We start from the raw sequence: 12,240 nt of genomic DNA, 5'->3' as shown, positions 1-12,240 counted from the left end.
CAAAATAAAATTATTATAATAAAGAAAATGAAACGATTATTATATAATAATCATTATTTTATTCTCGAAATGACGGCTTCCATTAATTGGGGAGAAAGGTATGCTTCTATACTGGCCGCAACCGTCACGATCCCCACTGCTATGACGAAGAAAATGACATACCTTGATAGAAAGGGGATGATTTGAAATTGCATGGATGCACTATGACGTACAAATATTTTACGAATGAGTGTAAGGGAAAAGCTGGCACTGATCGCTCCTATGAAGATGAATGCTGGAATGATGATGATGTTTTGAGGCAGTACGCTCACAAAAGAAAGCAGAAATCCGCTCCATCCCATTTGATTGACAAGAAAGCCGACAGAAAATCCGACTACGACCCCCTTCATGAAAAGCAGGACAAAAATCAGGGGCAGACCTATGATTGAAATACCCAATATCCAAATCAGGCCAAGGTATTTCACATTATGAAGGAAACTTTGTCTGAACAGTTCCTCTGCCGATGTGATCCTCCCCCCTTCGATCTCACTGAAAAACTTACTTAAATAAAATAATAAATCTTCTTTTTGAGCAAAAGACAATGAATTCACCACGATTGCCCCAAAGATGATTCCCATTAAAAACAATGTAATGATAAATAAATAGATTGAGGAATGTGCTTGTACATGTTGAACGAGTGGATTTGAATTTGATAATTTTTTGCGCATCACAATGCTCCTCCTAGATATCGATTAGTAGAATATATGCAGGAGGGGACAAGTATATGCCGCAGGTTGTCCATTCATCTAATTGATTCTGCTCAAGACTGCTTCGGGCGGTATTGAAACCAACAAAAGATTCAAGTGAATCTATTAAAAAGACGCCTGCTTGAAAGTAAGCGGCGTCTCTTGAGTGTTTATTTATAAAATTGCTGCAATTGGAGATACTGTACTGCATAGGCTGTTTTTGCATCATAGATTCTTTTCTCTTTAATCAGCCCCAGGGCTTCCTCCACCGTCACCTCAATAAGGTCTACAAACTCGTCCTCATCAAGTTCTCTTGCTTCTTCTAAAGGAGTAATATTTTTTGCAATGTAGAGATGCACAAGTTCATCGGCAAATCCTGGGGAAGTGTAAAAGGAGATGAGGTGCTCGAGCCTTTCACAGCCGTATCCAGTTTCTTCCTCCAGTTCCCTGGCAGCGGTGATGATAGGTTCTTCGCCAGGTTCAAGCTTACCGGCAGGAATCTCAACGATAGATTTTTCAAGTGCCTTCCGATACTGCTCCACCATCACGATCTTGCCTTCCGGTGTCAAAGCGATGACCGCAACGGCCCCCGGATGTTTGATCAGTTCTCTTTTTGACGTCTTTCCGTTCGGAAGCTCTACTTCATCCACTTTCAGGTCAATGATCTTCCCTTGATAAATCGTTTCACTATTAAGCGTCTTCTCTTCAAATTTTTTCACTATTCAACTCTCCTTGTTCTCACAATCACTTTACTTTCATACATTTTACCATATTTCATAGAAAGGATGAGGTGACCGCTTTTGCAGGTAATCGTAGAGAAAAACCGAGTGGTTCTTGCCGGGAAAGCTTGGGAAGTCAGGGCAAAGCTGAAGGAGTACAGCAAGAAATATGGTACCGTCAAAGAGTGGACAGAAACATCCATCAAGGGATAGATGATGGATGTTGATGCTTCATCACGACAATGTAAATCGTATCTTTTGTTTAACTGTCCCCGCTTTCGTTAAAATAATAGATAGTGAATGAACGAATGGAAAGGACGGTTATCATGGAAAAAAGACAAATTGGCACCTCTGACCTGTATGTTTCAAAGATGGGCCTTGGCTGTATGTCCCTTGGCACCGAAGGAAAGAATGCGCAAGAAATTGTTCAAACTGCCTTGGAAAACGGCATCAATTATTTTGATACAGCTGACTTATATGACTTCGGAAGAAATGAGGAAATCGTCGGCACTGCCCTGAAAGAGGTCAGGGACAAGGTGATCATCGCCACGAAAGTCGGGAACCGATGGAATGATGTCAAAGAAGGGTGGCGATGGGACCCTTCCAAGGAATATATAAAGTCCGCAGTCAAAGATAGCCTTGCCAGACTTAAAGTGGATTATATCGACTTATATCAGTTGCACGGCGGAACCATTGAAGACAATTTCGAAGACAGTATCGAGGCATTTGAAGAATTGAAGGAGGAAGGCTATATCCGTTATTACGGAATATCTTCGATTCGCCCGAATGTCATTAAAAAAGTATTGTCCCAATCATCTATGCAAAGTGTGATGATGCAGTACAGTATGCTGGACCGTCGCCCAGAGGAATGGATGGGGCTCCTGGATGATCATCAAGTGAGCATGATTGCACGCGGCCCCCTTGCAAAAGGACTTCTTTCTGAAAAAATGCTTTCGAAAGCTTCTGACAAGATAAAAGAGAATGGATACTTGGATTATTCATTTGCAGAACTGGAAGAAGTACTGCACGCCATCCAAGGGAAAGCTGCGGAACGGCGAAGCATGAATGAACTTGCCCTTCAGTATGACCTTGCTCATCCTTCGGTGGCATCCGTCATCCCGGGAGCCAGTTCCACCCGGCAGCTGCAGGAAAATATCGAAGCTGTTAACCGTCCGCCACTTTCAAAAAAAGAGCTTGAAGTGCTGACTCAGTTGACGAAGCTTTCTCGTTATGAACAGCATAGGGACTAGATAATGTTATTTATCACAGAAACAGCTGCAGGATACATCCCCTGCAGCTGTTTTTATTTCTTATAATTCTCCCAATTCATATCGCTTTCATTCAATAATTCTTCGAAGGATTTATTCTTCTCTCTTTGTTTTATTTCCTCCGCTTTCCTCTGGCGCTCTTCTTCTTTTTTCACTTCTTCCACTTTTTCCAGCTCTTTCTTCTTATTCTTGAGCTGTTCAAACAGATCGGCATTTATAGAGTTCTTTAATGTCAATTCTGCTTCTTGTTTCTTTTTTTTGGACATTGGAGATCCCCCTGACTATGCAATTTTAGATATACTTTCTCATCACCGCTGCCCGATTCCGTGCAGGACTTCGCTTTCCGCGGGCGGTTGGTGGCTAGGTTTTTCATGTCTAGCTGCAGGGCTTAGAGGCACATGTCATAAGTCAAACCGGCCAAGAAGGCAAAAAGCGCCCTCTAGGCCGGTTCGCCTTATGCCACCCGCCTCTCTTCAAAGCCCTTCCGCTTTTCTGATAGGAGTCTTCGTCCTGCACTCCAATAAACAGCTGGAGAGGTTTAATAAAAATTCCTAAAAACAATTGCAACTACTAGAAATATAGCATGTTGAAATAAAAAAAACATCCGGGAGGTATTGCTTTCCCGGATGGTTCGTTTGTTGATTAGTATGCTTCAAGTTGGACGTCTTCTGCCACTTTTAGTTTGGCGGCTGTTGAAGATTGGATATCTTCAACGGTGAAGCCATTCGCTACCTCGCGGAGAAGTAAGCCATCTTCCGTCACGTCCATGACAGCACGGTCGGTGATGATCCGGTCGACCACTCCTTGACCTGTAAGAGGCAGCGTGCACTCTTTAAGGATTTTACTTTCGCCACTTTTGTTCACATGTTCCATGATGACGATGATCCTCCTGGCACCATGGACCAGATCCATCGCTCCGCCCATTCCTTTGATCATTTTTCCAGGGATCATCCAGTTGGCAAGGTCACCATTCTCGGCAACTTCCATTCCGCCCAGGATGGCGATATTGATATGTCCTCCCCTGATCATCCCAAAGGATTCCGCACTGTTAAAGTAAGAGGAGCCTGGAATAGCAGTGACCGTTTCTTTCCCTGCATTGATCAAATCAGCATCCAATTCTTCTTCTGTCGGGTAAGGGCCGATACCGAGCAGTCCATTCTCAGACTGGAGTACAACCTGTTTATTCTCTGTGATATAGTTTGCGACCAAGGTCGGCATTCCAATTCCTAAATTCACATAAAAACCATCTTGAATTTCTTTTTCCGCTCTTCTGGCAATCTTTTCACGCATCTTTGCACGATCCATCCTTTTCCACTCTCCCTTCTAGGCTTTGACTGTTCTTCTTTCAATACGTTTCTCCTGCTCTGCCTGAACCAATCGTTGAACATAGATGCTTGGAGTGTGAACTTCATTGGGATTGATGTCTCCAATTTCTACAATTTCTTCCGCTTCAGCAATGGTTACTTTCCCGGCAGCAGCAATCATCGGATTGAAGTTCTGCGCCGTTTTGTTGTATACCAAGTTCCCCATTTTATCTGCTTTCCAGGCTCTGACAAGCGAAAAATCAGCTGTATAGGCTTCTTCCAACAGATATTCTTTTCCATTAAACGTACGTGTTTCTTTTCCTTCCGCAACCGGTGTCCCGACTCCGGCCGGTGTATAAAATGCCGGGATTCCGGCTCCTCCTGCACGAATCTTTTCCGCCAATGTTCCTTGAGGGACCAGTTCCACTTCAAGCTCTCCTGACAGCACCTGTCTTTCGAACTCTTTGTTTTCTCCTACATAAGAGCCGATCATTTTATCAATCTGCTTATTTTTCAGTAATAATCCCAGCCCCCAGTCATCCACACCGCAGTTGTTAGAGATGACTGTCAGGTTTTTGACGCCTTTTTCCACCAGGGCAAGAATCAATTTCTCCGGAATTCCGCAAAGGCCGAATCCGCCTACCATAAGCGTGGCACCATCATGTATATCCGCCACCGCTTCACTGTATGAAGTATAAACCTGTTTCATTGTATTCCCTCCTCAGTTCTTATTTCAGCCAGCTTTTTTATTGATGCAGCTCTACGACTGTCGCTACACCTTGACCTCCGCCGATACATAAAGTTGCTAATCCATGCTGGACCTGTCTTTTCTTCATTTCATGGATAAGCGTCACCAGGATCCTTGTTCCACTTGCTCCAATCGGATGCCCTAAAGCAATGGCTCCGCCATTTACATTGAGAGCGTCCCGTTTGAACCCCAGCTCTTTGTCGACAGCAAGAGATTGAGCAGCAAACGCTTCATTCGCTTCGATCAGCTGCATGTCTTCAAGCGTCAGCTTTGTTTTTTCCAGCACTTTTTTAACAGCCGCTACCGGACCAATCCCCATTACACTCGGGTCGACCCCGGCATTTGCATTCCCTTTTATCGTAACGAGAGGGGCAATCCCCAGCTCATCTGCTTTTTTCTTTGACATGACCACTACAGCAGCCGCTCCGTCATTGATTCCAGAAGCATTGCCGGCTGTAACGCTCCCGTCCTTTTTGAAGGCCGCACGGAGTCCGGATAATTTCTCTGCAGTTGAGCCCTTGCGTGGAAATTCATCCTGGCTGAATTCAACCGGATCACCTTTACGCTGAGGAATATGTACAGGGACAATCTCATCATTGAACCTGCCTGACTCGATGGCAGCACTTGCTTTCTCCTGGCTCCACGCTGCAAACTCATCCTGTTCTTCACGGGATAAGGTATAGCGGTCACACAGGTTTTCAGCCGTCACCCCCATATGATAATCATTGAATGCACACCATAAGCCATCGGAAATCATACTGTCCACTACCTTCTGATCTCCCATTTTGAATCCATTTCTTGCCCCTTTTAATAAATACGGGGCCTGGCTCATGTTTTCCATTCCGCCTGCAACTATAATATCGGCATCTCCTGCAAGTATTGCCTGAGTTGCCAAATGTACGGTTTTCAATCCGGAACCACATACTTTATTAATCGTCATGGCAGGTACGCTTTCCGGTAATCCTGCTTTTATGGATGCCTGCCTTGCAGGGTTTTGACCTAATCCGGCCTGCAGGACATTCCCCATGATGACTTCATCGACATCTTCTTTTTTCAGTCCGGCCTTTTCAAGAGCATCTTTAATGACGATCGCTCCAAGCTCAGGTGCTGAAACATCCTTCAATGAGCCGTTAAAGCTCCCAATCGCTGTACGTACCGCGCTTACGATTACAACCTCATTCGACATTTCTCTTCCTCCCATTCCATTCTGACTGATTTGCATGAATTTCCACCCTTTAGAGAATAGGCAAAAATATCTCCACTTTAACCTTTTCTATGTAAACGCTTCATTTTCCTTTCTCTTTCTTAAAAAATTTAGTTGATTTTGTTGTCGAAATTTTCCTACAATAAGTACAAGGGGGCGGGAAATGATGAAATTACCTAAAAGCATAACCATTATCGAAGTGGGGCCGCGCGACGGCTTACAAAACGAAAAGAACTTTGTGCCGACCGATACGAAGAAAGAATTTATATTACGCCTGAAGGAATCCGGTATCAGGGAGATGGAATTGACTTCCTTTGTATCTCCTAAATGGGTGCCTCAGATGCAGGATGCAGCAGATATTGTTGATTCCTGCTTAACAAGTGACTCTCGCGACTTCGTGCTTGCACCGAACAAGAAGGGGCTCGATCGTGTATATGAAACCGGCTGCAGGGCTGTAGCTGTATTTGTAGGAGTAAGCAGTACGTTCAATCAAAAGAATATCAATAAAACAACAGAAGAGGCGCTTTCAGATCTTGAGCCTCTCATTGCTCAGTTAAAAGACCGGGGTTATTTTGTGAGAGCGTGTATCTCGACAGCTTTTTATTGTCCTTATGAAGGAAAAATCGAGCCTGGGGATACCCTTTCCCTCTGCAAAAGGTTCGTCGGGATGGGCGTCGATGAGTTAAGTGTCGCGGATACAGTCGGGCGTGCGAATCCCCTTGAAGCGCATACACTATTTTCTTTACTTAAAGATGAGCTGCCTGATACACTCCTGACTGCTCATTTCCATGACACCAGGAAGCTTGCCTTGGCCAATATCCTCGCTTCGATGCAGGCCGGGGTCGATCGCTTTGATACTTCTGCCGGCGGACTGGGTGGATGCCCGTTCGCTCCGGGAGCCACAGGAAATGTTGCGACGGAAGACGTTGTATACATGGCTGAAGAAATGGGAGTGGAGACCGGGATCGATCTGGAAAAGCTTTCCCAAGCGATTGACATTGTGAAGCCTCACATCAGCAGGCCGATTGATACCGGCTATTACAGACTTTACGAATTGAATCAATAATTGCTGCATATCCCGTCATCCCCTCGAGCATTCTAAGACTAATTCCATGCTATGAGGTGATGAAAACATGAGTCAAAAACGCGAAAAAGGATTTAGTCAAAAAGGAAAGCCAAACAGCGATACAACGGCGAATACTCTATCTGCGGAAGAGCTTGATAAAGCGATTCACCCGACTAAGCGTCAAAATGCCAAATCTTGATTCACCTTCAGAAGTGCCCTCCGCAGCGGGGCGCTTCTTTTTCCTTATTCACCAATGCTCCCAATGCATTTACATTCCACTTCTTTCCACTTTAATGATAAAATAAATGCACTGCTGTAAGACAATGAGGTGATATGTATGAAAAAGAGATCTCTCTTGCTAGGAGGGTTCCTCTCCGCTCTTGGAATTGGCGGATTGGGATATTTCATTACGAATACCTTCCTGTACCTTCCAAAAAAAGATGAACATTCCGTTCGTTCAAGGGAAATCAATGCACTCCGGCTAAACCAGGAAGAATATGATGCACTCCCCAAAGAAGAAGTGAACATCCCCTCGCCGTACGGATATGATCTCAACGCTATTTTCGTCACTCCTTACCCTCATAAGAGATATATGATCTTTGCACATGGGGTCACTGAAAATAAGCTTAATTCCATTAAATATATGAATATGTTTATAAAAAAAGGATTCAACGCGATCATCTATGACCACCGGCGCCACGGGGGGTCCGGCGGCAGCACGACAAGCTACGGATATTACGAAAAGTACGATTTAAAAGCCGTCGTCGATGAATTGATCCAACGGGAAGGCAAAGATGTTTTTTTTGGCCTGCATGGTGAATCCATGGGGGCCGCGACCGTCCTCCTCTTCGGGGGAAGTGTCGAGGACTGCGCTGACTTTTATATTGCAGATTGCCCGTATTCCGATTTCGCCGAACAGCTCGCCTACAGGATGAGTGTCGAACTGAAAGTGCCAGCGAGATTCCTGCTGCCTCTCGTAAGCCGAACCTTGAAATTCCGCGAGGGTTATTCGTTAAAGGAACTCTCCCCTATTTCGGTCATCGGGAACATCCAAAAGCCTGTCTTGTTCATCCACAGTATGGAAGACGACTATATCCTGCCGAAAATGACGGAAGATTTATTTCATAAGAAGCAGGGGGCGAAAATGATGCATCTTGATTTCCGCGGCACCCATGCCCAATCCTACAACGAAGATCCCGAGAAGTATGAGGGCGTGGTCCAACGATTCCTGGATGAAGTCGTCAACCATAAAAAGGAGGGCGCCTCATGATCCCGGGCTATTTCCATTCTAAGATGATAACGATGTATGGAGAATCCGGGGCGGCCTGGATCGATCAAGCTGAACAGACGATACTCATCCTGAAGGAACGATTTAACCTGACATACGGTGAACCTTTTTCCTTGAGCTACAATTTCGTCGTCCCGGCCGTACTCCATGACGGGACTTCCGTGGTGTTGAAAACGGGGTATCCCAATAAAGACTTTTCAAATGAATTCCATGCACTCAGGGAATTCTCCGGGGATGCCATGGTGAAGATGATCGACTCTGACCAGGAAACGGGCTGGATGCTCCTCTCTCATGTAAAGCCCGGCTCCCCTTTACATTCTCTTGGAAATGAAATGGAGCAATTAAAGATTTTCGCCTCTATTGCCAGGTCATTGTGGCACAAGCCTTCAACTTCCCACTCTTTTCCCGATGTTGAAGCCTGGTCGGAAGGCATCAGTCGATATAAATCCCGCTTTAAGGACGGGAACGGTCCCCTGCCGGAGAAGATGATCTCAAAAGCAGAGTCACTTTTCCGCAGGCTTCTCGGTTCCCCACAGGACCGTTACCTGCTTCACGGTGACTTGCATCATGAAAACATCCTGTACTCCGAGGCTGCCGGCTGGACCGCCATCGATCCCAAGGGGCTGATCGGGGAGCGGGAATACGACTGCATCCAGTACACCCTGAACCACTGGAAGGACCATGAAAATCCTTATGAACTCTTAAAATTCAGAACGCTGACCTTGTCTTCCCTTCTGTCCCTTTCCTATGAAAAGCTCATCGCTTACGGATTCTGTCACTCCGTCCTGTCTGCCTGCTGGTGTACAGAAGACGGGGGCGACTGCTGGCAAAACGGGGCAGCCATTGCGGAAATGTATGAGAGGCTCATGAATGAAAATAAAGCCGGCTCCCCTTGAGGACCGGCTTTTTCTCTATTCTGCAGGGTATAGGATGAAGTTCATTCTTCCGTTGAGGATCTGTCCAGGGCTTTTCAGTTGAAAGGTATTACTGGTTGTTGAAAAATCGATTTTCAAATCTTCATCAAGAAAAACCGTTTTCGACTTCTCAACCAAAATCGGAAAATGATTGGTCTCGACTGTCACATCATCGACTTCATCCGGTTCTGCCACATACCATAAGGTCGGGACGCCGCTCACTACACACCCGCATCCGTCTATGTCATATTTTAATTTCAAATAACCTTTTTGGCCTGCTGTTTTCTCGGTTATCTTTTCTGCTGCTGCATCTGTAAGTTGAATGTTCATTTGACTTCCTCCTCCCTTCCATCCTATCATATTTTTTCTCTTCCCTTTATTATATTGCATTTTTTCATCTTTCACTTTACTATCAGTATGGGGAAACTTTTGTATTTTATAGAAAGGGTGGTTTTTCATGGCAAAAGCTCAAATCAAAGTCAATGACAACGGTTCTCTTCGGGTAACCGGGGATGTCGAATTAATCGATGCAGACGGAAATGTTTTTCCCACGAAGCAGGTCTTCTCATTATGCCGCTGCGGTCTATCTACTAAAATGCCGTTCTGCGACGCTTCCCACAAGGGGAAATTCGAATCTTGTGTGCGTGCGGAGAAAGTGCTGGATGAGGAATAATGATGAAAGCGGAGAGACTTCATTTGCAAAGTCTCTCTTTTTATTGGTACCAGTGACCTGCTCACTCTTCAAAAAAGCGGATATCCGTGATGGCCGATAAAGGAATATAGTGAACTTTCTCACCCCTGTCCACGACATGCAGCTTCCCTTCCAATGAATCAGCATGGTGAATGGTTCCGACAAGGGCCTCATGCCGATGATTCACATAATGAGTGATGGATACGGCTTTACCGAATTCCATCGCTTCCGCCACTACTTCGTTCAATACTTCTAATTCTTGTTCATCAAGCTCTTTTCTTTTTTCATAGGTATCTTCTTTCGCCCAGTCGCGTAATAATTTCACATGCTCCGGCAGCATCATGGACGTCCATTTGATTCTTCCTCGGTCACGAATCACACTTGCTCACCTCCCGGATTTCATCATGATTTGTGTCCTCCGACGAGCCGCGCACGGTGTCTCGCCGTTCCTGCTTCTGTATAGGATACCGCCCTGAGCAGGGAAGCCGACCCATACTTGCGGCGAATCCTATCCACCACATATCCCAATTCGCGCTTCTCCCATCGCTTGGGATCAAATAAGGAAATCTGCAGCGTTTCATCCTCCACAATATTTGAAAGGGCGATGGATATTTTCCGGACAGTCTTTCCGTTATCATTCTCTTCGAAAAGCTCAAGGCAGACTCTGTACAGATCCATCGTGATATTGGTCGGCTCTTCCACCGTCCTCGAACGGTGGAACCCGCCCCCAAATTCTTCTTTACTGTACCCGATTCCGAAGCTGATGGTCCTTCCGGCCTTTTTATGTGTCCTCGCTCTTCTTGCCACTTCTTCACACATCTCGAGAATGACAGACTTGATTTCCTTCCTTTCCTTGTAATCCCTGAGGAGGATCTGACTCTTTCCGAAGCTGATCTGCCCTTCCATGATCGGCGCCCCGATTTCCGATAAATCCACACCCCATGCATGATAATACAGCTGGTTGCCCATTACTCCGAACTTCGCTTCGAGCTTTTCCAGCTCATACTGGGCCAGCTGCCCGACCGAGAAGATCCCCATCCGGTTGAGCGTCTTTTCAAGACGGCGGCCGATTCCCCACATTTCACTGAGGGGGGACAGAGGCCACAGCTTTTCCGGCACGTCTTCATACCTCCACTCTGCAATTCCCTCCTTCTTTGCTTCAAGGTCTAAACAAAGCTTGGAGAGAAGCATATTGGGTCCGATGCCGATGGCGCACGGAAGCTGAAATTCCCTTTCCATATCATCTTTGATTTTACGGGCGATGGTCATGGCGTCCCCCCACAGATGGGTGGCCCCGTCAATTTTGATGAAGCTTTCATCGACACTATACGTGTGAATGGCGTCTTTCGGGACATAACGATGAAACAGACGGGTGATTTCAGTGGAGATGCGCACGTAGGTGGCCATTTTGGGCTCTACTAGCTGAATGCGTGGATCCTTTGGAATTTCGAACATCCGCGACCCCGTTTTAATTCCAAATTCTTTTTTTAATCTGGGAGACGCAGCCAATACAATGCTCCCCTGCCGCTCCCGGTCCCCGACCACCGCTAAATGGCACTGGAGCGGATCGAGTCCGAGCATGACAGCCGAACAGCTGGCGTAAAAGCTCTTCATATCGATGCATAAAATCTTGTGGTGCGGCAGCCCGCTGTAATCGACAGTCATCCTTTTCACTCCTTCCCTTCATGAAATCGAACATTCGTTCTTGTTTATTATATCTATGATTGTATACGAATATACGTTCGCTTTCAACTTAAATTACTGGCAATGGAGTTAAAATATTGGGAGACAGAAAAGCGGAAGTGGGCGTTTTGCTCCCTTTGAAAAATGTTCTTAGGCTTTAGAGGCGCTTTTTGCCTCAAAAGACTAAGGTTAATTTTCAAACGGGAGCAGCCCACTGCAGCTGGACACTAGAAAAGCGGAGGCGGCTTGCTCAGAGGCGACAAGCATAAGACAGGGCAGCCATAAAGGCGCTCTTTGCCTTTTTGGATGGCATGACTTATGTCTCGAGCCTCTAGCCGGCGGAGCTGGACAAAAGAAAAGCGGAAGGGCTTTGCTCAGAGGCGGGTGGCATAAGACGAATTGGCCATGAAGGCGGGTCTTTGCCTTCTTGGACAATTCGGCTTATGACATGTGCCTCTAAGCCCTGCAGCTGGACACTGTTAGGATTATAAGGATGCCTTATCCTTTATAGAGTAACTAAAGATAAATAAGGGGAAATTTTCCCGTTAATCTGCTGAAGCTCGCTTGGATAGGGGTAAATAAGGGGAAAATTTTCTTCTAATCTTGCACAAATCCCCAATTTTAATGTTT

Annotated in this window: 16 protein-coding genes; 7 read left to right on the top strand and 9 right to left on the bottom strand. The window is 45.7% G+C overall.

Translation table 11 applies throughout. The features are described from left to right. Positions 1-53: 53 nt before the first annotated feature. Positions 54-707: a stage II sporulation protein M gene (gene spoIIM / locus HWX64_RS19300; protein WP_175991140.1), complete on the bottom strand. Its 654-nt coding sequence runs from the start codon at positions 705-707 to the stop codon at positions 54-56. 188 nt (positions 708-895) lie between these two features. Beyond that, complete coding sequence (locus HWX64_RS19295) at positions 896-1,444, bottom strand: NUDIX domain-containing protein (protein ID WP_175991139.1); 549 nt, start codon at positions 1,442-1,444, stop codon at positions 896-898. A gap of 81 nt (positions 1,445-1,525) precedes the next feature. Here HWX64_RS19295 and mciZ point away from each other — a divergent pair, with 81 nt between their 5' ends. Both mciZ and HWX64_RS19285 read left to right on the top strand, forming a co-directional pair. Then, entirely contained in the window at positions 1,526-1,657 is a 132-nt protein-coding gene (gene mciZ, locus HWX64_RS19290; RefSeq protein WP_175991138.1) for a Z-ring formation inhibitor MciZ, read from the top strand. A gap of 113 nt (positions 1,658-1,770) precedes the next feature. Continuing rightward, complete coding sequence (locus HWX64_RS19285; RefSeq protein ID WP_175991137.1) at positions 1,771-2,694, top strand: aldo/keto reductase; 924 nt, start codon at positions 1,771-1,773, stop codon at positions 2,692-2,694. A gap of 53 nt (positions 2,695-2,747) precedes the next feature. On the opposite strand, the gene HWX64_RS19280 is transcribed toward HWX64_RS19285, so the two are convergent. From HWX64_RS19280 to HWX64_RS19265, 4 genes are all read right to left on the bottom strand, one after another. After that, the gene (locus HWX64_RS19280) at positions 2,748-2,978 is read right to left on the bottom strand and encodes a YqkE family protein (protein ID WP_175991136.1); all 231 of its coding nucleotides are present in this window, start codon (positions 2,976-2,978) and stop codon (positions 2,748-2,750) included. A 376-nt stretch (positions 2,979-3,354) separates the two neighbouring features. After that, a complete protein-coding gene (locus HWX64_RS19275) occupies positions 3,355-4,017 on the bottom strand; it encodes a CoA transferase subunit B (protein ID WP_175991135.1) in 663 nt (220 codons plus the stop codon). An 18-nt stretch (positions 4,018-4,035) separates the two neighbouring features. Next, complete coding sequence (locus HWX64_RS19270; RefSeq protein WP_175991134.1) at positions 4,036-4,725, bottom strand: CoA transferase subunit A; 690 nt, start codon at positions 4,723-4,725, stop codon at positions 4,036-4,038. Between the two features lie 37 nt (positions 4,726-4,762). Then, positions 4,763-5,950: an acetyl-CoA C-acetyltransferase gene (locus tag HWX64_RS19265; RefSeq protein WP_175991602.1), complete on the bottom strand. Its 1,188-nt coding sequence runs from the start codon at positions 5,948-5,950 to the stop codon at positions 4,763-4,765. Between the two features lie 184 nt (positions 5,951-6,134). On the opposite strand from HWX64_RS19265, the gene HWX64_RS19260 reads away from it, so the two are divergent. The 4 genes from HWX64_RS19260 to HWX64_RS19250 all read left to right on the top strand — a co-directional run bounded on the left by HWX64_RS19260 (position 6,135) and on the right by HWX64_RS19250 (position 9,218). Then, positions 6,135-7,034, top strand: coding sequence for a hydroxymethylglutaryl-CoA lyase (locus HWX64_RS19260; protein WP_175991601.1), 900 nt, complete (start codon positions 6,135-6,137; stop codon positions 7,032-7,034). Positions 7,035-7,101: 67 nt separating this feature from the next. Then, positions 7,102-7,233: a hypothetical protein gene (locus HWX64_RS22140; RefSeq protein ID WP_303049501.1), complete on the top strand. Its 132-nt coding sequence runs from the start codon at positions 7,102-7,104 to the stop codon at positions 7,231-7,233. A gap of 138 nt (positions 7,234-7,371) precedes the next feature. After that, on the top strand, positions 7,372-8,304 hold the full coding sequence (locus HWX64_RS19255; RefSeq protein WP_175991133.1) for an alpha/beta hydrolase: 933 nt from the start codon (positions 7,372-7,374) through the stop codon (positions 8,302-8,304). Further along, on the top strand, positions 8,301-9,218 hold the full coding sequence (locus HWX64_RS19250) for an aminoglycoside phosphotransferase family protein (RefSeq protein ID WP_175991132.1): 918 nt from the start codon (positions 8,301-8,303) through the stop codon (positions 9,216-9,218). The genes HWX64_RS19255 and HWX64_RS19250 overlap by 4 nt, the downstream gene beginning before the upstream one ends. Positions 9,219-9,233: 15 nt before the next feature. On the opposite strand, the gene HWX64_RS19245 is transcribed toward HWX64_RS19250, so the two are convergent. After that, positions 9,234-9,566, bottom strand: coding sequence for an iron-sulfur cluster biosynthesis family protein (locus HWX64_RS19245; RefSeq protein WP_175991131.1), 333 nt, complete (start codon positions 9,564-9,566; stop codon positions 9,234-9,236). A gap of 127 nt (positions 9,567-9,693) precedes the next feature. On the opposite strand from HWX64_RS19245, the gene HWX64_RS19240 reads away from it, so the two are divergent. Continuing rightward, on the top strand, positions 9,694-9,909 hold the full coding sequence (locus tag HWX64_RS19240) for a CDGSH iron-sulfur domain-containing protein (RefSeq protein ID WP_175991130.1): 216 nt from the start codon (positions 9,694-9,696) through the stop codon (positions 9,907-9,909). Positions 9,910-9,970: 61 nt separating this feature from the next. On the opposite strand, the gene HWX64_RS19235 is transcribed toward HWX64_RS19240, so the two are convergent. Beyond that, on the bottom strand, positions 9,971-10,306 hold the full coding sequence (locus tag HWX64_RS19235; protein ID WP_175991129.1) for a YolD-like family protein: 336 nt from the start codon (positions 10,304-10,306) through the stop codon (positions 9,971-9,973). A gap of 23 nt (positions 10,307-10,329) precedes the next feature. Further along, on the bottom strand, positions 10,330-11,592 hold the full coding sequence (locus tag HWX64_RS19230; RefSeq protein ID WP_175991128.1) for a DNA polymerase thumb domain-containing protein: 1,263 nt from the start codon (positions 11,590-11,592) through the stop codon (positions 10,330-10,332). Positions 11,593-12,240: the final 648 nt, after the last annotated feature.

This window comes from Bacillus sp. Marseille-Q1617 (assembly GCF_903645295.1).
Taxonomy (GTDB): domain Bacteria; phylum Bacillota; class Bacilli; order Bacillales; family Bacillaceae_B; genus Rossellomorea.
The sequence above is the reverse complement of the archived record's forward strand: the minus strand, read 5'-3'. Positions and strand labels throughout refer to the sequence as shown.